The sequence below is a fragment of the Pontibacter beigongshangensis genome (assembly GCF_014332515.1).
In the GTDB taxonomy this organism is placed as follows: Bacteria; Bacteroidota; Bacteroidia; order Cytophagales; family Hymenobacteraceae; genus Pontibacter; species Pontibacter beigongshangensis.
Genome location: NZ_VFSD01000020.1, coordinates 78,865 through 101,590, shown reverse-complemented (window position 1 = coordinate 101,590; position 22,726 = coordinate 78,865). Strand labels below are relative to the sequence as shown.

18 protein-coding genes are annotated in these 22,726 nt (G+C 50.4%); 15 read left to right on the top strand and 3 right to left on the bottom strand.

Features of this window, described 5'->3' with window-relative positions; all coding sequences use genetic code 11:
- The first annotated feature begins 134 nt into the window (after window positions 1-134).
- The 12 genes from FJM74_RS16245 to FJM74_RS16190 all read left to right on the top strand — a co-directional run bounded on the left by FJM74_RS16245 (window position 135) and on the right by FJM74_RS16190 (window position 16,353).
- A complete protein-coding gene (locus tag FJM74_RS16245) occupies window positions 135-1,277 on the top strand; it encodes a glycosyltransferase family 4 protein (RefSeq protein ID WP_187263694.1) in 1,143 nt (380 codons plus the stop codon).
- A gap of 249 nt (window positions 1,278-1,526) precedes the next feature.
- Entirely contained in the window at window positions 1,527-2,822 is a 1,296-nt protein-coding gene (locus tag FJM74_RS16240) for an O-antigen ligase family protein (RefSeq protein ID WP_187263693.1), read from the top strand.
- A complete protein-coding gene (locus FJM74_RS16235; RefSeq protein ID WP_187263692.1) occupies window positions 2,815-3,885 on the top strand; it encodes a glycosyltransferase family 4 protein in 1,071 nt (356 codons plus the stop codon). The genes FJM74_RS16240 and FJM74_RS16235 overlap by 8 nt, the downstream gene beginning before the upstream one ends.
- Window positions 3,886-4,038: 153 nt before the next feature.
- Window positions 4,039-5,007: an NAD-dependent epimerase/dehydratase family protein gene (locus FJM74_RS16230; RefSeq protein WP_187263691.1), complete on the top strand. Its 969-nt coding sequence runs from the start codon at window positions 4,039-4,041 to the stop codon at window positions 5,005-5,007.
- Between the two features lie 6 nt (window positions 5,008-5,013).
- The gene (locus FJM74_RS16225) at window positions 5,014-6,129 is read left to right on the top strand and encodes a glycosyltransferase family 4 protein (RefSeq protein ID WP_187263690.1); all 1,116 of its coding nucleotides are present in this window, start codon (window positions 5,014-5,016) and stop codon (window positions 6,127-6,129) included.
- Window positions 6,098-7,375 (top strand): O-antigen ligase family protein, encoded by a 1,278-nt coding sequence (locus tag FJM74_RS16220; RefSeq protein WP_187263689.1) that lies wholly within the window; start codon window positions 6,098-6,100, stop codon window positions 7,373-7,375. Before FJM74_RS16225 ends, FJM74_RS16220 begins: the two co-directional genes overlap by 32 nt.
- 259 nt (window positions 7,376-7,634) lie before the next feature.
- The gene (locus FJM74_RS16215) at window positions 7,635-9,017 is read left to right on the top strand and encodes an undecaprenyl-phosphate glucose phosphotransferase (RefSeq protein ID WP_187263688.1); all 1,383 of its coding nucleotides are present in this window, start codon (window positions 7,635-7,637) and stop codon (window positions 9,015-9,017) included.
- Window positions 9,018-9,447: 430 nt separating this feature from the next.
- Window positions 9,448-10,845 (top strand): histidine--tRNA ligase, encoded by a 1,398-nt coding sequence (gene hisS, locus FJM74_RS16210; protein ID WP_187263687.1) that lies wholly within the window; start codon window positions 9,448-9,450, stop codon window positions 10,843-10,845.
- A 313-nt stretch (window positions 10,846-11,158) separates the two neighbouring features.
- A complete protein-coding gene (gene hutH / locus FJM74_RS16205; RefSeq protein ID WP_187263686.1) occupies window positions 11,159-12,658 on the top strand; it encodes a histidine ammonia-lyase in 1,500 nt (499 codons plus the stop codon).
- 365 nt (window positions 12,659-13,023) lie between these two features.
- On the top strand, window positions 13,024-14,916 hold the full coding sequence (locus FJM74_RS16200; protein ID WP_187263685.1) for a T9SS type B sorting domain-containing protein: 1,893 nt from the start codon (window positions 13,024-13,026) through the stop codon (window positions 14,914-14,916).
- 89 nt (window positions 14,917-15,005) lie between these two features.
- Window positions 15,006-15,341: a YbaB/EbfC family nucleoid-associated protein gene (locus FJM74_RS16195; RefSeq protein ID WP_147922208.1), complete on the top strand. Its 336-nt coding sequence runs from the start codon at window positions 15,006-15,008 to the stop codon at window positions 15,339-15,341.
- Window positions 15,331-16,353, top strand: a complete 1,023-nt coding sequence (locus FJM74_RS16190; protein ID WP_187263684.1) for a glycosyltransferase family 2 protein — start codon at window positions 15,331-15,333, stop codon at window positions 16,351-16,353. Before FJM74_RS16195 ends, FJM74_RS16190 begins: the two co-directional genes overlap by 11 nt.
- Here FJM74_RS16190 and FJM74_RS16185 read toward each other — a convergent pair.
- Window positions 16,348-16,566 carry a PspC domain-containing protein gene (locus FJM74_RS16185; RefSeq protein ID WP_187263683.1) on the bottom strand — a complete coding sequence of 73 codons (219 nt, stop codon included), beginning with the start codon at window positions 16,564-16,566 and terminating at the stop codon, window positions 16,348-16,350. The two genes, FJM74_RS16190 and FJM74_RS16185, sit on opposite strands and share 6 nt — an antisense overlap.
- A gap of 243 nt (window positions 16,567-16,809) precedes the next feature.
- On the opposite strand from FJM74_RS16185, the gene FJM74_RS16180 reads away from it, so the two are divergent.
- Window positions 16,810-18,591 (top strand): tetratricopeptide repeat protein, encoded by a 1,782-nt coding sequence (locus FJM74_RS16180; protein WP_187263682.1) that lies wholly within the window; start codon window positions 16,810-16,812, stop codon window positions 18,589-18,591.
- An 85-nt stretch (window positions 18,592-18,676) separates the two neighbouring features.
- Window positions 18,677-19,660: a pyruvate dehydrogenase complex E1 component subunit beta gene (locus tag FJM74_RS16175; RefSeq protein ID WP_187263681.1), complete on the top strand. Its 984-nt coding sequence runs from the start codon at window positions 18,677-18,679 to the stop codon at window positions 19,658-19,660.
- A 36-nt stretch (window positions 19,661-19,696) separates the two neighbouring features.
- On the opposite strand, the gene FJM74_RS16170 is transcribed toward FJM74_RS16175, so the two are convergent.
- Together FJM74_RS16170 and FJM74_RS16165 are read right to left on the bottom strand one after the other, a co-directional pair.
- Window positions 19,697-20,644, bottom strand: a complete 948-nt coding sequence (locus tag FJM74_RS16170) for a YihY/virulence factor BrkB family protein (RefSeq protein ID WP_187263680.1) — start codon at window positions 20,642-20,644, stop codon at window positions 19,697-19,699.
- Between the two features lie 526 nt (window positions 20,645-21,170).
- Window positions 21,171-21,887 carry a class I SAM-dependent methyltransferase gene (locus tag FJM74_RS16165; protein ID WP_187263679.1) on the bottom strand — a complete coding sequence of 239 codons (717 nt, stop codon included), beginning with the start codon at window positions 21,885-21,887 and terminating at the stop codon, window positions 21,171-21,173.
- Window positions 21,888-22,112: 225 nt separating this feature from the next.
- Between FJM74_RS16165 and FJM74_RS16160 the strand changes: the two genes are divergently transcribed.
- Window positions 22,113-22,643 carry a DinB family protein gene (locus FJM74_RS16160; RefSeq protein ID WP_187263678.1) on the top strand — a complete coding sequence of 177 codons (531 nt, stop codon included), beginning with the start codon at window positions 22,113-22,115 and terminating at the stop codon, window positions 22,641-22,643.
- The last annotated feature ends 83 nt before the right edge of the window (window positions 22,644-22,726 follow it).

Genomic DNA, 22,726 nt, shown 5'->3' with positions numbered 1-22,726 from the left:
AAAACTACAAAAGTAGGCGGTGGCAAAACTTAAAACAGCAGGCAAGAAGCATTGATAAGGGACTTTCACCAAAAATCTCGTTTAAAAGAGGCATATCCTGTATCTTTGTGCCGAAGCATCCTTTTATTCCCCTCATGAAAGTTGCCATTGATTGCAGATCCCTGCGAAAATCATCTTCAGGGATTCCTAATTTCTTAGTAACAGCTATAAACGAAATGGCTGGTCAGGAACCTGGCTGGTCATTTTATCTGCTGACCAATGAGCCTTTTAATGCGGAATTGGAGAATAACCTGCACAAGTTCCAGAATGTTCATGTAATAGTCCGGCCACTGCCTATCTTCAGAAGCGTTTCCAGCCTTTGGTACCTTCTTAAGGCGGGCCAGGTTGTGAGGGAAGTAAAAGCAGATTTGTTTTGGGGGCCCGCTTTCTTACTCCCCCCAGGGCTTCCCCGGCATATGAAAAAGCTGGTTACAGTCCACGACATGGTATATAAGGTATTCCCGTCAACCATGTCCTTCGGCAACAAACTTTTTTTCAGGCTCTTGCATGACTATTCCATAAGATCTGCAGACATGATTTGGACAAACTCGGCCTATACCCAGCAAAGTCTAGAACAATTTTTCCCGGAATGGCGTCCTGAAAGAGTTTATACCGGCTTTTTTATCAATACCGATATTTTCAGACCGCTTGAACTCCAGGAGACGGAAGTACGATCGTTAAAACAAAAGTATGCAATCACTGATAAAACTATCTTGTTCGTCGGCACTCTGGAGCCACGGAAAAACCTGTCGTTTTTGCTGTCATTAATGCCAACCTTAGTATCCAAGGGGTATCGGTTGCTCATAATAGGTGCAAAAGGTTGGGGTAGCCACCAGACCGGTACCGATCCTGCACTCCTGGAACAACTCGCTGATAGCGTCAGGTTTGGAGGATTTGTGCCGACAGAAGAGTTGGTTAAGATCTACAACATGGCAGCTTTATATCTATCCACTTCTAAGAACGAAGGATTTGGCATGCCTCAACTGGAAGCCATGGCATGCGGCTGTCCGGTGATATCTCCCCACAACTCCGCTATGATTGAGGTTGTGGAGGGAGTTGGAGAAACAGTAAAAGGATGGGGTAAAGATGACTGGCTAAAAACCATCGAACGGGTAAACCAAAACCGAGCAATGTACGCGCAGGCTGGCTTAGAAAGAGTAAAGCAGTATAACAAGCGAGCTGTAGTGGCGAGTATGCTAGCTTACGTCAAGAATGGCATGATGCCAGCCAGAATATGAAGCCGACCTTACTCAAAGTACACATTAGGCATCCTGAAAGAAAAGGAAGCCCTATTTCCCGAAGGGAAGAGGCTTCAAGTGAGCCGGCAGAAATTATTCTAATGAAAATGCCCTTCCAGAGAGTTGCTGCACCAACTTACCAATAGCCATTGGCACCTGTAAAAGTAGTGGTCTGGCCCCTTTCCACATAAGTTGGAGCTGGAAGACACCTTCTTTCTGTACCAAATACACTATTATGCAAATTGTTCTATGGACAGACCTTCTTTAAAGTTTAAACTATACGATAATACAGTAATAGCATTCTTCTTTTTCTTTTTAGCTTACAGTTATGCGCTCACCATACAGATTGCGTTCCCTTTAAAGATCTCGGAAATAGCGCTGGGCTTAATTTTTTTGTTGATCCTGATCCATCAGAAGATCAGGATTTTGGGTTTACGACATCCTTACCAGATTGCCCTGCTGGCTTTCATCCTGTTCACCGTACTATCAACTACCGTAAACCTGTTTTGGGAATACCCTTATTCCTTTCACGAATATGAAAGCAGGTTTGGGTATAAGTTTGATAGTATCATGAAGCTGGCTTATTTGATTCTGGCCTACCTTGCCTATATAGTTTCAGCTAACGCCTTACATGATCGGCCTTACAAATACTTAAGCTTATTTCTCTATGGTGCCGCCATAGCAGCCCTTTATAGTTGGTATCTCTTTATCAGTAGCCTGATCGGTGTCCCCTACCTGTTACTCCCCGGAATGGATGAAGAACCACAAACGATGTACGTATTTGGGAAGACCCTGGTCAGATGCGGCACCTTTAAAGAAGGCAACTATATGGGGCTGTTTCTACTCGTTTCAGGCATAGTGGCCATGTATGTAAAGAAGAACAAGTTTGCAATACTTTTCTTTATTACTATCATAACCACTTCTTCCACAACATCTATTGTCGGCTTGGGAATTTTTCTGTCGCTCCACTATTTCCATGCTTACTTCAACACAAAGAATTTTCACCGCTTTCTGGTTGTAGCGGCGGTGGCTGGCATTGTGCTTGTCCTCCTTTTCCAGATAGAAGGATTCAGGTTTATTATAGTAGACAAACTTTTTAGCGACACCTCAAAAATTACTCATGCAACTTTCTCTAAGGCTGACAGGACAAATTCGACACTTACCGCACTTAATGTAGGTAATGCAAACCCATTCATTGGAGTGGGTATATCCAATTATGCCTTGCATTATATTGAATATTTAGCAGACCCACGTTTCAGATTCATGAATTTTAAAGTCATCCCGAATAACATCTATATGGAAATCCTTTCAGAGGTTGGGTATACAGGCTTGTTTCTTTTCCTTATTTTCCTTTATTGCCTTTTCAGAAAATCAACTATAGATAAGTCACGGGTATTGCGGAATGGCCTTATCGCCATGCTCATCTGCTTCATTGCCTTCCCTACTTTCACGCTCTTATTTATTTGGTTTTATTTTGGACTGATCGCCTCCTTAGATTCCAGTAAGCCAAGCCGTTCTACTGCATCTCTAGAAACAAGTGAATAGCCTCTGCATAAACGCCCGCTTCCTCACGCAGCCTGTAACAGGTGTGCAACGGTTTGGCATAGAACTAAGCCGCCAGATCAAAAAGCTATTGCCGGAGACGGTGTTTGTGGCGCCTCCACATATTCTGCACAAGGAAGTGGCAGCAGAACTAGGGGTTGTAACGTTCGGCAAAATGAATGGGCACCTGTGGGAGCAGTTTGAGCTGCCCCTGTTTCTGAAAAAACAGGGCAACCCGCTGCTGCTGAACCTGGCCAATACAGCACCACTCCTTTACCCGAACAAAGTAGTCACGATCCACGACCTGGCCTTTAAAGTAAATCCGGGTTGGTTTTCGAAGCCGTTTTACCTATATTATAACTTCCTGATACCACACATTGCGCGCAATTCCCTCAAGATTATAACCGTGACGCAGCATATGAAGGCCGATATAACTCAGATCCTGAACGTGCCGGCAACAAAAGTGGAGGTCATCTATAATGCAGTCTCCTTCAGCTCCGCTCCTGCCAACTCCAAAAGTGAGAAAAACGATTTACCTGCCCGGTATGTGCTGGCTGTTTCCTCTTTAGATCCCCGCAAAAACTTTGTTCGCCTGCTCAAGGCGTTTGGAGCCATACAGGACAAGGAAGTCAAACTGCTGATTATAGGTGGCTCCAGCAAGGTGTTTGCAGACCAGGAGCTGCAGCGGCTGTTAAAAGAAACGCCACAGGCGCAGGCCATAGGCTACGTGCCGGATGAGGAGCTGCACAGGCTCTACCGGCATGCCACCGCCTTTATCTACCCCTCACTTTACGAGGGTTTTGGCATCCCGAATATCGAGGCCATGGCGCTTGGGTGCCCGGTGATCACCTCAGCAATAGGTCCCATAGAGGAGGTGTGCGGCAAGGCAGCCCTTTTTGTGGACCCGTACCAGGAAACTGATATCACAGCCAGGCTAAACCAGTTGCTGGCTAGCCAACCACTGCAGGAGGAACTGCGGGCTAAGGGCCTGGAGCAGGCCGGTCGGTACAGTTGGCGGCAATCTGCACGGCAACTTCTGGATATACTGCAGCAGTTGCCGGCCTGATGCAGTTTTTGTGCTGGCCTGGTGCAGTAAATCTTACTGATACTCAAAACATTACTCCCCCTTTGTTGCGAACGCCGTTTTGCCTGGCGGCCTACCTGGTTGAGGCAACTTAAATATGCTTATCTTTGAAAGCAGAAAATAAAAAGCAGCTACATGTCCTTGTGTATAATTTTTGGAGGTGCAGGTTTTGTGGGTACTCATCTGGCACAGCACTTTCTTAAGAGCGGGCGCTTCTCGCACGTGCACATTGCCGATATCAGAGAAACGCCCCTTAAAGGCCTGCCAAATATTTCCAGCTCCCTTACAGATGTGCGGCTCCCCATAAACCTGGACCTGCCGAAGCGTCCGGATTGGATATTTCATCTGGCGGCCATACACCGGGAACCCGGGCACGAGGCAGAAGAGTATTTCGAAACCAATATAAAAGGAGCTGAGACAGTCTGCGATTTTGCCGCAAGGGTAGCTTGCCCCCATATCTACTTCACCAGCAGCATTGCCGTGTATGGTCCCTGCCTCACGCCTACGAGCGAGCACAGCAGACTGGCCCCAACCACTCCCTATGGTTCGTCTAAGCTGAAGTCCGAAGAATTGCTAAGCCAGTGGCGGGCAGGCAGCGCTAACAGGAGGTTGCTGATCAGCAGGCCAGGCGTTATTTATGGTCCAGGCGACCCAGGCAATATCATGCGTATGATCAAAGCCATCCGGAAAGGCTATTTTGCTATTCCAGGCTCTAAAAACATCCATAAGTCCTATGCCTACATTTATGGGTTTATAGAAAGTGTTGATTTCGCCCTGGACAGCAGGCAGCAGCAGATCACCTACAACTATGTGGAGCATCCTACCGAAACAGTAGGGGAAATCACCCGCATCATTAAAAATATTTTTCATAGCAAAGCGCCCATTCTATCCATTCCTGCGCCGTTTCTGGTTACAGCAGCAACCTTTCTGCAGTTTTTCCTGCGTCAGAAAAGCCCAGTTCACCCGGTTAGGGTCAGAAAGGCAGCCACTCCCACACATATTATTCCGCAGGTGCTGCTAGATATGGGTTTTATATTTAATTTTGATTTTTTGAGCTCCATTAAGCATTGGCAGCATGTGGCTCCTGAAGACTTTGAAGCATAGCAGGCAATGACTGATCTCAAAATAGCATTGGTACATGACTGGATTCCGGTAATGGGCGGAGCAGAAAGGGTACTGGAGGCCATCTACGACATTTATCCAGGCCCCATTCATACGCTGGTGCTCGAAAAGCAGGTACTGGAGGGGAGCAGGCTTCGTCATGCCACCATCCATACCTCCTTTGTTCAGAAGCTTCCTTTTTCAGCCCGGAAATACCGGTCTTATCTGCCTTTCTTCCCCCTGGCTATCGAGCAGTTCGACCTTTCGGAGTACGACATTGTTATTTCCTCCTCCTATGCCGTGGCGAAAGGAGTGCTTACCCATGCCAACCAGCTGCATATCTGCTATTGCCACTCCCCTATCCGCTACGCCTGGGACCTTTATCACCAGTATTTGCGGGAGTCGGGGCTGAAAAAAGGGATAATAGGTTTTGTGGCAAAATTCATCATTCACTATATCAGGATGTGGGATATAAGCTCTACCAACCGGGTGGATTTCTTTATCGCCAACTCAAACTACATTGCCAAGCGCATTGCCAAAATCTACAACCGAAAAGCCACTGTTATTTACCCGCCTGTGGATGTCGATAACTTCACGCTCCACACAGCCAAAGAAGATTTTTACCTGACAGCTTCGCGGCTGGTGCCTTACAAGAAGGTAGACCTGGTGGTGGAGGCTTTTAGCCAGATGCCAGACAAAAAGCTGATCGTGATCGGAGAGGGCCCTGACTGGGAAAAGATCGTAAAAAAAGCAGGCCCCAATGTGTTGATGATGGGGTACCAGCCATTTGAGGTGCTGAGAGATCATATGCAGCGGGCTAAAGCGTTTGTGTTTGCGGCAGAAGAGGACTTTGGCATAACTCCGGTAGAGGCACAGGCCTGCGGCACCCCGGTGCTGGCCTACGGCAAGGGGGGAGCCCTCGAAACTGTAATAGATGGCCAGACAGGGCTCTTTTTTGAGAAGCAGACTTCCCAAAGCCTGATAGCATGTGTCAACCGGTTCGAAGCGCAGCAGGAAAGCTTTGAACCTTGCCTTATCAGAAGGCACGCCGAACAATTTGGCAGAGCTGTTTTCGCATCAAAATTTAAACAATATGTACAGGATCGCTATGAGCAGACGCGATGAGTTAGCTCAGGTCGCTACTGTAGGGTGTTTGGCAGCAATAGCATTCTTCGTACCTTTTTCCATAGCCGCCACCAGCCTGGCTACAGGCGCATTGCTCCTTACCTGGCTGGCAGGGGGCAACATAAGGGCCCGGCTTCAGGTTCTGTGCCAGCGCAGGCTCTTCCTGCTGTTCCTGCTCCTGTACCTGGTGTTTGGAATAGCCGCCCTCGGGGCCGATAACTTTTCAGATGCTCTAAAGCTGCTCGAAACAAAGTTAACGCTGCTCGTATTGCCTCTTATTATCGGGAGCATCACACTTTCCCGGAAATCCTTCCTGCTTATTTTTGCGGCATTTGTAACCGGAATAACCATTCTCTCCGCCTATGGGTTTGCCAGGCTGCTAAGAGACTACCCAACACTGGCCGGCCTGAGGAGCACGTTCCCAAATAATATTATTCGCGACAGGTTCTCTGATTATACAGACCTGCATCCTACTTATCTGAGCTTTTTTGCAGTAACGGCCATCCTTATCACCTGCTATTTGCTCTATAAATACTGGGGCCGTGCAGCCATCTGGCAAAAACTGGCCGGTGCGGCCATGCTTCTCTATATGCTGCTGCTGCTATTGGCTCTTTCCTCCAGAATGCCGCAGCTAGCACTGGCAACTACAGGAATCTGTTTTGGCATTGGCTATGTCATCAGGCATAAGCGCTATATCATACTGGTAGCAGGCGCCATTATGCTTGTTTTGTTCGCCATGGTGCTGGCACGCACTCCTATTGTTGCACACCGGTTTATGGAGATACAGGAAACAACTCTGGAGCCGCCACGTGGCATATACCACAACTCCACCAACATAAGAGTCGGCATTATGCTTTGTACGATGGAACTGCTGGACCAGAACTGGCTCCTGGGGTTGGGCACAGGTAATGTACAGAAGAACCTGAACAACTGCTACCAGACCAATGGCTACAGCGATGTGCTCTACAAAGACAATTACGGACCTCATAATGTGTACCTCGATGCCTGGTTAACGGCTGGCATTCCGGCTCTTACCCTGCATTTGGCCGCATTCCTGCTCCCTTTGTTGCTGGCACTCAGGCAAAACCACCTGTTGTACGTGGCCTTTCTGCTTGTTTTTATTCTTTGCTCCCTCACAGAATCTCTTCTCAGCAGCAATAAGGGCATTGTTACCTATGCCTTATTTAATTCCCTGTTCGCCTTACGGCTTTACACAGGCAAAGAACAAAAACCAGGAGACGATTAAAAAGGAGCATCACAGGCATGGCAGGCAGAAGTGGCAAGATTCTTTTTTACTGGAAGCAGGTGCCGCCCTGTGCGCTGCCTGGCTCCTGAAAAAAACTCAGCTGTTTCTTCAGCACCGGAACACGTGTAAAACAAGATCAAATAAAATTGGCATAAAAAAGATTAAACTCTGTAAATTTGGCCTTGTCTCTACCAAGGCTCAGAAAGGTTTAAAGTATTGACCATTACATGTTGCCCAATTCAACCATTGTAAATTTTTAATGCCAGGACTCTATTCTAAATACATTAAACTGGTACATGCACTTGGAGACTTGGTGGCTGTTACGGCATCTGCCGTTTCGGCTTACGCACTGGCGAAGGGTAGTTTAAGCGATTTCGTTTCCTCAAACCACGCCCAGTTCATACTATACTCCGTACTGGGCTGGTTTAGCTGTGCCTCTCTGCTGGGTATCTACAGGTATTTCAGGGTAGCCCGTACCATTCGGGTGCTGCTAAATGCGCTTAAAGTTATTTTCCTGTATGTTCTGCTCGTAGAGGCCGCCCTCAACGCCTTCAATATAAGTTACTTCTCCCGCGATTTTCTGGTCTACCATTACCTTTTGCTGGGAGGCTCCGTGCTTTTCTGGCGGCTTTTTGTGGTGTATGCCCTCAAGTTTTTGAGAAGAAGGGGCTATAATTTCCGGAAGGTGATTATCGTGGGGTATGGCAACACCGGCCTGGAACTGAGGCGTTTCTTTAACCTGCATCCGGAGCACGGTTACCGCTTTATCGGCTTTTTCGACGACAAGGCCATTGGCGAGCCAAACGTGATGGGCAAGATAGCGGACGTGGAACGCTTTGTGCTGGAAAACAATATAGATGAAATTTACTGCTCGCCCCACGAAATGACAAAGGAGCAGGTGGTGCGCCTGCTCGATTTTACTGACAACAACCTGGTGCGGATGAAAATCATGCCAGAGCCCGGCGATTTCCAGTACAAGCGCCTGAAGATAGATTTTTACGACATGCTGCCGGTGCTCATCCTCAGGTCTATCCCCCTCGATGATGCCATCAACAAAACCCTGAAACGTGCTTTCGACATCATTTTCTCCCTTTTTGTCATCATCTTTATTCTTTCCTGGCTCATTCCGGTGGTGGCCCTGCTTATAAAGCTGGACTCAAAAGGCCCGGTATTCTTTAAACAGGAGCGCTCCGGTATCGACAACAGAATTTTCAACTGCTGGAAACTCCGCTCCATGTACGTCAACAGCCATGCCGATTCTTTACAGGCCAGGCGAGACGATGAAAGAATTACCAGGATCGGAGCCTTTATCAGAAGAACCAGTATAGACGAGCTGCCACAGTTCTTTAACGTGCTCATCGGCAACATGTCGGTGGTGGGTCCGCGCCCGCACATGCTCAAGCACACCGAAGAGTATGCCTTGATTGTAGACAAGTTTATGGTGCGGCACTTCATTAAGCCTGGCATCACCGGCCTGTCGCAGGTGCGGGGCTACCGGGGCGAAACCAAGGAAGTGTACCAGATGCGCGCCCGCGTAAAGCTCGACATCTTCTACCTGGAGAACTGGAGCTTCATGCTCGACATGAAAATTATCTTCTATACCGTCTACAACATGCTCCGAGGCGACAATAACGCATTTTAATTAACCCTTCGTAGGTAGCCGCAGCAGAAGCTGCAGAGCTACTGGGCTCCGGATGGGCATTTTGATTAGAATAATTGGTTGTTGCTTGCTATTTGCTAGTTGTTAAAGGGCCAATTTGCCAGATGCAAAGTTTTTTAAACCCATAGCCGGAGTTGCTTCCAGAGGCCAAAAGCTCGTAATCTCCAGAAGTCCTGAATCTAAAAAAGTCTATCAGTTAACGTCTAATAGAGCAGCAGCAGCAGGAGCAGCAGGAGCAGCAGATACCTCCGGAAGGGCTTTTTCATTAGAATAATTGGCTTACCTTCCTACCCAGATTAAACCGCAAGATCGCCAGCCCATCATCACCAAATCTTCAATTCTCAAATTTCCAAATCCTCCAATCTTCAAATCCCATCCTATTTAGTAACTTCGCGGAGCAAATTCTGAAGGCATGAGCAAAGAGAAACCATCCATTCCGAAAGGAACTCGTGATTTTGGCCCCGCTGTCGTGGTCAAGCGAAACTATATTTTTGGCGTAATCAAGCGCACATTCGAGAAATACGGCTACCTGCCCCTCGAAACCCCAGCCATGGAGCAGCTATCGGTGCTCACAGGCAAATACGGCGACGAAGGCGACCAGCTGATCTTTAAAATCCTGAACTCCGGCGATTTCCTGTCCAAAACCACCGCTGCCGACATAGAGCAGGGCTCGAAGCACATTACCCGGAAAATTTCTGAAAAAGCGCTTCGCTACGACCTCACAGTGCCCTTTGCCCGCTTTGTGGTCATGAACCGCAACGACATTACCTTTCCGTTTAAGCGTTACCAGATACAGCCGGTGTGGCGCGCCGACCGCCCGCAGAAAGGCCGCTACCGCGAGTTTTACCAGTGCGATGCCGATGTGGTGGGTACCAACTCGCTGCTCTGCGAGGCGGAGATCGTGCAGATGATCCAGGAAGTGCTGACCACCCTCGGCCTCACCGATTTTACGATAAAAATAAACCACCGGGGCATACTCGCCGGTATTGCCGAGGCCATCGGCGAGAAAGGCCGCGAAAGCGAAATCTGCGTCGCCATCGATAAGCTCGACAAGATCGGAAAGGAAGGCGTGCGCAAAGAGCTGCTGGAGCGGGGCATCAAAACCGCTGCTGTCGAGAAATTAGAACCACTCTACGACCTGACCGGCACAAACGAAGAGATTCTGGACAAGCTCACCACCCTACTTTCGGAAACAGCCGAAGGCAACCGGGGCCTCGCCGATCTGCGGGAGGTCTGGCAGTACCTGGAGCTGCTGCAGAGCCAGGCGCTTATCAGCCAGAACACCTCCGGTCAGCCCCGGCTGCAGCTGGATGTGACGCTGGCACGAGGCCTCTCCTACTACACCGGCTGCATTTTTGAGGTGAAGGTGAACAATGTGAACATGGGCAGCATCAGTGGCGGTGGCCGCTACGACAACCTCACAGGCATGTTCGGGCTGCCCGGCGTGTCGGGGGTGGGCTTCTCTTTTGGCGTGGACCGCGTGTACGACGTGCTGGAGGAGCTTCAGCTGTTCCCGGACAGCAGCCAGGCAGGCACGCAGGTGCTGCTGGTGCAGTTCGACAAAGCATCGGAGCAATACGCCCTGCCCGTGCTGCAGCAGCTGCGCAATGCGGGCATAGCCTCTGAGCTTTACCCGGAGGCGGCCAAGCTGAAAAAGCAGATGAGCTACGCCGACCAGAAACGGATTCCGTATGTAGTACTGATCGGGTCTGAGGAAATGGCCAGTGGCAAACTCAAGCTCCGGAACATGCTTACCGGCGAGCAGCAGGACGTAACAACCGAGGAGCTGGTAAAGGTGCTGGCAGGTTAACTGGCAGCAAAAGCCGCGTACCTCCGGAGGCGGAATTATTCTAATAAAAATGCCCCTCCGGAGCCAATGGCTGCTGCTAAATTGCCGAAGGTACGCTTATTGCAAAGCTTTTCCGTTTAGTTACAAGGAGAACCACACCAGGAGAAAGGACAGTTTCTGAAACTAATATTCGTGAAATCAGACAGGGGAAAAAACTTTTTTGGGTGACTATTACCTTCAACCAAAGGATGAACTTTATTTGATATAACACTGGATTTAAAAGAAATAACATCACAACTTCGCTATTCCTTTTAACGATTTACAAACAAAACCAATGAGCGGCGTTCACACAATCTCCGGCAGTCATCTCAGCCTCGAAGCCATCGGAGCGATTCTCTCCGCCAACTTCACGCTGGCGCTTTCAGCTGAGGCAGAAACGCGCATCCAGACTTGCTATGATTACCTGCAGCAGAAGATAAAGCAGACCGACCAGCGCATCTATGGCATCAATACCGGCTTTGGGGCGCTGGCAGACAAGAAAGTGCCCGCACAAGATCTGGAACAGCTGCAGCGCAACCTCATGATGTCGCATGCCTGTGGCATTGGGGCCGAGGTGCCAGCTGAGGTGGTCAAACTGATGCTGCTGCTCAAAGTGCAGTCGCTGGCCTACGGGCATAGCGGGGTGCAGCTGCAAACGGTAAAACGCCTTATCGATTTTTTTAACCGCGAAGTGTACCCGGTGGTGTACCAGCAGGGCTCTCTAGGCGCCAGCGGCGACCTGGCCCCACTGGCGCACCTCTGCCTGCCACTCCTGGGCCTGGGCGAAGCCAATTTTCAGGGCTATAAGCTCGACAGCAAGCATATTCTGGAGATGTTCAGCTGGGAGCCCATCAACCTCAAAGCCAAAGAAGGCCTGGCCCTGCTCAACGGCACCCAGTTTATGAGCGCCTACGGCACCTGGTGCCTGCTGCAGGCAAAGCGGCTGTCGGCCTGGGCCGATGTGATCGGGGCTCTCTCTCTGGATGCTTTTAGTGGCCGCATAGATCCTTTCCACCCCCTGCTGCACCAGATACGCCCTCACCAGGGCCAGATACAGACGGCTGAGCGGCTCCGGCAGCTCCTGCAAGGCAGCGAGATCATTTTGCAACCCAAAGAGCATGTGCAGGACCCTTACTCCTTCCGCTGCATGCCGCAGGTGCACGGTGCCAGCAAAGACGCGATCAAATATGCTGCAGACGTTTTCACAACAGAGGTCAATGCCGTAACCGACAACCCCAGCATTTTTCCGGAGGAGGATGAAATTATATCGGGCGGAAATTTCCATGGGCAGCCACTGGCCCTGGCCCTGGACTTTCTGGCGATAGCCCTGGCAGAGCTGAGCAGCATATCGGAACGAAGAATCTTTCAGCTGCTGGCAGGGAAGAACAGCTTACCTGAGTTCCTGGTGGCGGAGTCTGGCTTAAACTCGGGCCTCATGATCAGTCAGTACACGGCAGCCAGCCTGGTGAGCCAGAACAAACAGCTTTGCGCCCCCGCCTCCACCGACACCATCCCGTCGTCTAACGGGCAGGAGGACCATGTGAGCATGGGCGCCAACGCTGCCACCAAGCTATACCAGGTGGTGCAGAACCTGGAGACGGTCCTGGCCATAGAGCTGCTCAATGCCGCGCAGGCTCTGGAGTTCCGCAGGCCACTCCAAACGTCACCTGCCCTCGAAAAGCTGGTGAGCGCCTTCCGGCAAGAGGTTCCGTTTATTGCTGCAGACACCCTGTTGCACCCGCACCTCAAGAGTACGCTGTCTTTCATGCGGAAGGTGGAGGTAGAGAAGATTTAACATTCTTGTTTCCTTCCGATCAGGTAAGTAAGAAAGAGTGGCAGTTGGCGGAAGCTATAAGGTAAGGCAACTTAAAGCTACAGCCTCCGGAGCAGCAGAACCTCCGGAGGGGCATTTTTATTAGAATAATTTAAGCTTGAACAACAAACCAGTTGTCTCCTGATTATCTGATATTTATAGGCAACAACACACAACAAATGGCTTTTGTAACTGTAACCACCCTTGGTCAGCAGAAAACTAACCTTGCCAAAACATACTAAACAAAAAGCGCAGTAGTTTATTCTTTACGGCAGCAGGCATACAGCCTTTCCTGCTGCATTTCTGAATTATTTTTGCTTGATTTGAAGATATAAAACCTGTTTCTCTTGAAGTACCTGCTGACCGTTTTTTTGCTGTTCGCTAATCTTGCTGCTTTTGCCCAGGGCTGCTTTAAGGTGTATGAGGCAGGCAGAGAGGTTACGGTGCTCTGTGTAGGCAAAACAGTCAGGTTTAAAGACTGCACCGGCCAGGTAAACCCGGAACACGAGTACTACTTTATTAACGAGGAAGACCGCAACAACCCGAACAAGGACACCAGCAAAGTTTTTACCCCAAGCACCCCCGGCACATTCCAGATAACTCAGTTTGTGAATATGCAGGGAAACCGGTATTTTTTCACTCAAACATTTGAGGTGAAAGAAAGCCCTGAGCCCGCTTTCCAGGCCAGCATCTGCGCCGACCGCACCGTTCGCATCACCCTCACCGACAACAGCTACGATACCTACCAGGTTGACTTTGGGAACGGCCATACAGAAGCCATAGCACCTGACCAACCGCTCAAGTACAGATATTCCGCCGACGGCCCCTATCAGCTCACCGTCACCGGCTCTTTTGCGGAGGGCTCCTGCACCAACAGCTCTTCTCTTACGCTTCAAGACATTCCGGCACTGCAACCCCCTTTTATATCGGAACTGCTTACTGAGAGGCAAGGCACTGCAGATGGCAGCCTACGGGTAACACTAGAGCAGGTAGTTCCGGGGTATAGCTATCTGCTGGAGCAGGTGCAACTACCCGGCAGCAGCGTCCTCTCCACCGACACCATTTCCGGCATCAGGCAACCCGGCAGGCATACTTTTTCGATAGAGAACATAAACACCGCAGAAGCGGCTTGCTACAGGATTCGGGTAAGAGACGTTTGCGGCAACACCAGCCTCTCTAACACCCTTTGCACCATCGTGCTCCAGGCAACCCCGGGCGACAAGGAAGCTGGCATTGCCTGGAGCACCATCCAGGTGCCGCAGCAAAGGCTGGAGCTCTTCCGGGGCACCACCCGCATCCTTAGCCCTCAAACTCAACAAGGCAGCCACACCGACACCAGCCTGAAATGCGGCCAGGCGTATTGCTACAGCATGCGCAGCCTTTCGGCCAGCGGAACTGCCATTGCCATCTCTGCCACCCAGTGTGTGGGCGTTACCTCTACTTCGGCTCCACCAGCCGGCCGCCTGCTCTCTACGTATAACAACGTCAATGAAGTGATGCTTACGTTTGAGGCACCCCAGGGACAGACTTTCAAGCAGTTGTCGGTGCAGCGGCAGGGCACGGGGAACAGCTGGCAGACCCTGGGCACTTCCGGCAATGCCTTTTTCACAGATCTGCCCGGCAAGCCAGCAGCCTACTGCTACCAGGTCACCTACACCGACTCCTGCAGCATGGTCTCGGCCGTGAGCAACATCACTTGTCCCATGCTCCTGGCTCTACGGCAACAGAGCGAGGCTGGCATTGTGCTGCAGTGGTCTGCTTACAGCGGTTTTCGGGATGGCGCGCTACAGTACGAGGTAGAGCTCCTGGACCCGGATTATATTGTGACAGGTTCCTTCCCGGTCTCCGGCACGAGCTTTACGCAACAAAACCTGCCAGATGAGCAGCAGTTACGGTACCGGGTAAAGGCAAGCTCTCGCGACGGAAGCTACTACTCCTACTCCAATATACTGGAGGTGGAACAGTCCGTAAAATTGTTCGTGCCCAGCGGCTTTACCCCCAACAACGACGGGCTCAACGACATTTTTACCGTAAAGGGGAAATTCTTCCAGCACTTCAGTATCCGGATCTATAACCGCTCGGGGCAGGTGGTATACCAGTCAGCCAGCGCCACCGAAGGCTGGGACGGCACCTATAAAGGGCAGCAGCAGCCAGCAGGAGTGTACGTGTATGAAATTGAGGTAACAGCCGCCGACGGAGAAAAGAAGAACAGAAAAGGCACCGTTACATTGATTCGCTGATTCATTTGCCGCCAATCCGTATATTTGCAGTAACAAAAGTGCCGGTTTAGGTTTAAGCTGGCAGTAATTCATTTTTAGAGAGAAGCATCATGTTTGATATGTTCGGAATGCTTGGCAAGGTAAAAGAAGTCCAGGCCAAGATTAAAGAAGCGCAGGATAAGCTGCAGCACATCACCGTTACCTCCGAGTCGGGGGCCGGATTGGTAAAGGCCACCGTAAACGGGCAGCGCAAACTCCTCAAAATAGAGATAGATGACTCGATCCTGAACACCAACGACCGCGACATGGTAAACGACCTGGTGGTTGCCGCCGTGAACAGCGCCATGGAATCAGCCAACGAGAAGGCACAGGAAGAGCTGAAAAAAAACACCGAAGGCCTGCTCCCCAACATCCCCGGATTAGATCTAGGAAACTTTGGCATGTAAACCAGGCCACACGGCCGTTGTCATACTTAACTGGAACGGGCGGCACCACCTGCAGCAGTTTCTTCCATCAGTGCTGGAACACAGCCCCGGCTGCGAAATAATTGTGGCCGACAACGCCTCCACGGATGAATCGGTGGTGTACCTGCAGGAGCATTTCCCGCAGGTGCGCCTGATCCGGCACCAGACCAACCTGGGTTTCTGCGAAGGCTATAACCAGGCACTCAGGCAAGTGGAGGCAACCTATTACGTGCTCCTCAACTCCGATGTGGCTGTAACGCCAGGTTGGGTGATTCCTGTTTTATCGCTGCTGGAATCGGATGAGCATATAGCCGTTTGCCAGCCCAAAATCAATGCCTACCAGCATCCGCACATGTTCGAGTATGCAGGGGCAGCCGGAGGCATGATCGATGCGCTGGGCTACCCCTTTTGCCGTGGCAGGCTGTTTGAGCACCTGGAAGATGACCAGGGGCAGTATAACGATGTGCAGGAAGTATTCTGGGCAACGGGGGCCTGCATGTTTGTACGGGCCGATGCCTTTCATGCGCTGGGTGGGCTCGAACCCGCTTTTTTCGCGCACATGGAGGAAATAGACTTTTGCTGGCGCGTCAGAAACGCCGGGTATAAAGTCATGTACAGCGGCCTGAGCCAGGTGTTCCACCTGGGAGGTGGCACATTGCACAAGTCGAACCCGCACAAAACGTTTCTGAACTTCCGCAACGGGCTGGCCATGCTCTACAAGAACCTCCCCTTCAGGGAACTCCTGCCTGTCATGATCTTCAGGATTATACTGGATTGGATTGCGGCTGCCCGTATGCTCGTGGCAGGCCAGGCGGCAGATGCCAAAGCTGTGTTAGAGGCACATGCTTCCCTGCTGCGGAATGCAGCCTACTGGCATAGCCGCCGAAAATTGCAGCTCACCAAACACAATATTGCACAGATGAACGGCGTCTACAAGGGCAGTATCGTGTGGGCGTACTTTATCCGCCAGAAGCGGACGGTGCAGGCGCTATAGATCCCAGATAGTGCTGCGCTCACGGCGCAGGTGCTTGCTCACATTCATCCAGAAGGCCAGCATCAGGTAAAGCAGCACCGGAGACCCGAATGTGAGAAACGAGAGGTAAACAAAAGAAAATCGTATGCTGCTGGAAGCGATTCCAAGCTTCTCCCCCAGCATGGTGCACACACCAAAAGCCTGAGATTCGATAAAGTACTGGAGCCGTCTCATAATTCGTTTAAAAATTAAAATCTAAAAATATACTATAATTTTTTTCCGTCAAAATAAAAATACGGAGGCTGTTTCACCTTCCCACCTCATTTTTCCGGCAAAATTCTTCTGCTTAAACAGAAAAAAGCTGCAAAAGTTTCTTTTATTAAGCAGATGCCATCGTGAAAATTACAGCGTCCGGACATGCCCATAACGGCTAAAGCGGAATTTTGATGTATTTTACGGTTTATTTAGAAACAGGATATGCCACTTATCAGAGTCTCACTTAACCAGCTAACGCCTTTCATCTTCATTATCAGCTGCTTCATATCGTCCTGCACACTGCCACGCATTCTTCGCCATGCAGATAAGAAGCAGGAAATAACCATACAGCCCGAGCCCCTGGCCGCATCGGGCGATGAAGTAACTTTTGAGTTAAAGGCCAGGGTGCCTCAGCGCCTGGTGAACAAAAAATACCCGTATAAGGTCGATGTTTATTATGCGTATGGCGAGAACAAGCGTGAGAATATTGCCACCCTCAATTTTCAGTTCGGGGAGTTTCTGTACGAAAACAAAAAGCCGACCATCACCAAAACGCTGGCATTTGCTTATACTCCCGCTAAAAGAAACGGCCACCTGATGGTGCAGGGCCGGGCAATGGACGCCAAAACCGAGCAGGTGGTGTATGCCGAACCTAAAAGGCTTGCTTCCGGTATCCTGACCACTCCCCTCTCTGTTGTGAAAGACAACCAGGTGCTTTACATTCCCAGTGCCTACAACCCCGATGACCATACCAAAGAGCACCTGGAGTTTTTCTTCGAGAAAGATGAGCACCAGCTGCGCAACTATGTGGGCTCTAACCTGCAATCGCTGGACCAGTACATCATGGACAACGTGGAGGCGCAGCAGATAAGCGTATCCGGCAGCCAGTCGCCCGACGAGGCAGGACAGGGCCTGGCAGCCAGGAGAGCGGCTGAACTAAAACAATATTACCAGCAGAAAGTGGAGATGCTCGACTACTCCGGGAAAAAGGTAACCATTACGACCGACGATGCAGCGGATTTGCAGGAACAGCTGGCCACAAAGGTAAAGCAATCGGCCCTGCCCAAAAAGCAGGTGGCGGAGATACTGGCTGTTATCGGCAAAAGAGGCTCTCTCACTGCCATGGCTACTTCCTTGCAGCACACGCAGGCATACCCTTACCTGCAGCGGTACATCTACCCCAGCCTCCGGACCGCACGGGCAGAAATAAACTATAAGCGAAGCCGCAAACCGGATTACCGCCTTTACCTGCTCGCACAGAAGATCGCAGACCAGAAAGCCGCCCCGGACCAGCTCACCGCCGACGAGCTGCTCTATGCCGCTACCCTAACCCCGCTGCTCAGCGAAAGAAAAAAGCTATTTGAGGCCTCTGTTAAACTCACGGATAAATGGCCCGCTTATTTTAATCTGGGAGTGGTATATCTGCAGATGGCCGATAAAGAATACCGGCCAGCAGTACAGCACCGGTTGCTGGACAGTGCCATTCACCACCTCTCCTATGCCGGCTACCGCAACCCGACAGCCGCCGTGCACTATGGCCTTGGCAGCGCCCGGCATGTGCGGGGAGATAAACCCAAAGCGCTGGAATCTTACAACTATGCCATCCGGATGGGCGGCGACAGCACCCTGCTAACCCGCATTTTTGCCGATAAAGCCGCCCTTGAGATTGAGATGGGCCTGTATGATGAGGCTATTGCCAGCCTGCGTTATGCCGGCGACAGCTACCAGACGCAAATGAACCTGGGCCTGAGCTACCTCCTCAAAGAAAATCACGAAGGGGCCGAACGTTTTTACCAACTCGCCCTGCAACATAAGCCCAACGATGCCCGGGCTCATTATTTTCTGGCAGTAGTGGCTGCGCGCAGCAAGCAGGAGCAAATGCTGGCAGAGCACCTGCGCAGAGCCATCCGCAGTAACCAGGCGCTGATTAAAGAGGCAGTGGAGGACCTCGAATTCAGGGATTACCACCGTACCCGTTTCTTTCAGGAGGCCCTTCTGCCATAGGCCGGCTGCATAATTATGAAGAAGGCATTGTAAATTGGCGGACTTATCTTAATTTTACCTGCAGAAATAGAAATAAACATCCTATATGCGAAGTATACAGTTTAGAGAAGCCTTGCGCGAAGCCATGAGCGAAGAAATGCGCCGTGACAAAAGCGTTTATTTGATGGGTGAAGAAGTGGCCGAGTACAATGGCGCCTATAAAGTAAGCCAGGGCATGCTGGACGAATTTGGTCCGGAGCGTGTAATCGACACTCCCATTGCAGAACTTGGTTTTGCAGGTATCGGCGTTGGATCAGCCATGAACGGTCTGCGCCCTATCATCGAGTTCATGACCTTCAACTTCTCGTTGGTGGCTATCGACCAGATAATTAACTCGGCTGCCAAGGTAATGTCCATGTCTGGCGGCCAGTATGGTGCCCCTATGGTGTTCCGTGGTCCTACGGGCAGTGCCGGCATGCTGTCTTCGCAGCACTCCCAGAACTTTGAGAACTGGTTTGCCAACACGGCCGGCCTTAAGGTAGTAGTGCCCTCTAACCCTTACGATGCCAAAGGTCTTCTTAAAACCGCCATCCGCGACAACGACCCGGTTATTTTTATGGAATCGGAGCAGATGTACGGCGACAAGGGCGAGGTACCTGAGGAAGAATACCTGATCCCGATCGGTGTGGCCGACATTAAGCGCCAAGGTTCTGACGTTACCATCGTATCTTTCGGCAAAATGATGAAAGTAGCCCTGGCTGCTGCCGAAGAACTTGCCAAAGACGGTGTAAACGCGGAAGTAATTGACCTGCGCACGGTAAGACCAATCGACTATAAGACCTTAATTGAGTCTGTAAAGAAAACCAACCGTATGGTGGTAGTGGAAGAAGCATGGCCGCTGGCCTCTATTTCTTCAGAGATCGCCTACCACATCCAGAGCAACGCCTTCGATTACATGGACGCCCCTGTGAAGCGCGTTACCTGCCGCGATGTGCCGCTTCCTTACGCCCCTACGCTCATCGAGGCTTCGCTGCCAAACGTAGAGCGCACGATTGCGGCTGTAAAGCAGGTAATGTACACGAAAGTCTAAGTGCTTGTTTAGATTATAGAAAAGGGAAAGCTCCTGTTAAAGAGCTTTCCCTTTTTTTATTTCCCGTCTTTCACCATATTCATCCGTTTCAACTTCCTCCGTACGCACTTTTACGGCATTGTCCTGTGGCCTGATGCCTCTGTCGTGCTCACGTGAATAAACTTGCGTAAATTCTGCCCCCAGCAGGAAAATAACGGACGTATAGTACACCCACACCAGGATCAGGACCAGCGAGCCGGCGGCACCATAGGTATCGGCCAGCGGGTCGTGCTGAAAATAGATGTTGAGCACAAACTTCCCTATCACAAAAAGTAAGGCCGTAACCGTGGCGCCTACCCACACATTGGGCCAGCGGATTTTGGCATCCGGAAGCACTTTAAAGATGACGGCAAAAATAAGGATGGCGATCGCGATAGAAACGGCCACATTGGCTGCCGTCATAAAGTAAACCGCCACTCCCGATATCTCCTGCTTCAGGTAGTCGTTCACAACACCAAGCACCACATCCAGCGACAACGAAACCAGCAGCAAAAAACCAAGGCTGACGACCATGGCCAGGGAGAGCACCCGGTCTATCACCAGCTTTATCCAGCCTTTCTCGGGTTTGGCCTTTACTTCCCACATGGCATTGAGCGAATCCTGCAGGGCCACAAAAACAGTAGTGGCCGAAAAGATCATGGTGGCTACGCCTATTATTGTGCCGATGGTGCTGGCTTCCGACTGGCTGGCATTCTCGATGATGTTCTGAATCTGCTCCGCACTGTTCCGCCCTACTATGCCGCCGATCTGGTTCACGACCTCTCCGCGCACGGCCTCCTGCCCAAAAGCCGCCCCTGCTATCCGGATCATGATGATAAGCACGGCAGGAAGCGAGAATATGGTATAGAAGCCGATGATGGCAGCATAATCCAGCGGTCGGTCATCGGCAAATTCTTTAAATGTCTGCTTGGTAATCTCCCAGGTGGTCTTAAACGTTTGTTTCATAAGCTCCAACACTATTGCTTTACGGACAGCTAGAACGCTTCTGCAACGCTCTTACGTCTTACAATGCTTACTCATACGGTTCCCGGCGCAACAGGATAACAGGCAAAAGAGAAGTGCTGCAGCAGCAAAAGTCTTGGGAGGTGCTATTTTATTAGAATAATTTGCTGGTTGTTGAGTGGTTGATTTGGATATTGGGAAATCAATTTAGAAATCCTGATTAACAGACAGCTGATCTATAGCCAGAAGTCTTATGTCGTGCTTCGTGATGAGATCATCGTGATACACAAATCCTGTGTCCTGCATCTTATATCCTCTTCAAAGAGCAGCACCAACAGCAGTAAATACCTCTGGAGGGGTAATTTGATTAGAATAATTGGGTTGGGTGCTGATGTGTTGATTTAGCTTTTGGAAAAAACGAAAGCCTTTCTTCCATCTCTTAAAGTGATTTTTACCTCATCAAGTTTTATTTCTATGAAGACGTACTTCCGTTTGCCTCCTGGCCAGCCTGACGCGGCGGCAGGTTTGCTTATTGCAGCAGCGTCAGGCTGGCCAGGTAGTTGCCATCCTCTCCCTGGTAGAGCAACCGGAAGTCAAAACCCTGATCTGTGGCATAATCTTCCAGGAGGGCGGCATCTATAAAGAGCCAGTTAAACCAGCCGGTTTCATGGGCTTTGTACCGCATGTTGTACATTACTTCGCCATAGTAGCCCGCATTCAGGTCGAGCAGCACACTGCCATCTTCCTCCTCAAACATGTACAGAATATCCGACGACTCTAGCAGTATTTGTCCTCCCGGCTCCAGCAGCGTGCGGGCATGGTTCAGAAAGCGCGATAAGCCTGTCAGGTTACCGGCTATGCCGATGCCGTTCATCAGCAACAGCATGGTATCGTAGGTCGGCCCCTGCAGCTTCAGGATGTCCTGGTGCAGCACCTGCCTAACGCCTCTTGCCTGCATAACCTGCACGGCGCCGGCCGATATATCCAACGCCGTTACCTGCACTCCCCGTTCCTGCAGGGCAAGGCTATGGCTGCCGGCTCCGGCACCTATATCGAGCACGGTTCCCCGGCATGTTTCCAGGGCTAGTTGCTCCAGTTCAGGCATCTGGCTGATACTCCTGAAAAGATAATCGACCGGAATAATGTCGTCTTCGGTTAAGTTGCTCTCTACCGTTATTTCGGCACCTTCTACTCCTCGCATTTTATCGAGGAGAGCGGCTCCTATAGGGTCTTGTAAATCTTCCATTTCAGATCAAAAAACAAATTTACCAGATATTTCAGCCAATCCGAAATAACCTGATTGGAGCAATAGGATAATAGGTAAATAAAAACATAACTTTAAGGATGTCATCTTTTATTAACACCTAAAAAACAGGTTATTATTTGCATTTTTCAGGATATATGCCGTAATTGATATATAACACTGGTCAATATCTGCCTACCTACAGGCTTCTAAATTGCCTGATCGCTGATGAATCCAAACTTAGAAGCTAAGTACCTACGCCTCGAGAAATCAAGGAACCGCCTTCTGGATAATCTGGAGCAGCTGGATCCTGCAATCCTGAACACTCCAGCTGCCGATAACAAATGGTCGGTGGGGCAAATCGTAGCGCACCTGGTGCTGGTAGAGGAGTTTACGGTCTGCTATATGCAACGCAAGCTGCAGGAGCCGGAAAAGCTCATCAGTTCCTCCCTTTCCCACACCGTAAAATCTATTCTGTTAACCATTCTGCTTAAGTCGCAGGTCAGATTTAAGGCGCCGCCCAGGATGGCTGATGTTCCGGAAGAAGTTTGTCTACCCGAGCTGCGAAGCAAATGGGACCATCTGCGCTTCCAGTTCGAAGACCTGCTGACCGACCTGCCACCCGAACTGCTCCACAAATGCCTGTTTAAACACCCCTATGCAGGGCCGCTTTCGGCAGCACAATGCCTCACTTTTCTACAGGACCATTTCGACCACCATGCCGCCCAGATCAAGCAGCTTATCAAAGTTAAAAGCTGAAAGTTTGACGGCCCGTACGGCACATGCCTCTCACAAATAGGGCATCTGGGCATCCACTATTTCACGCTTACGCTATTTGGCAA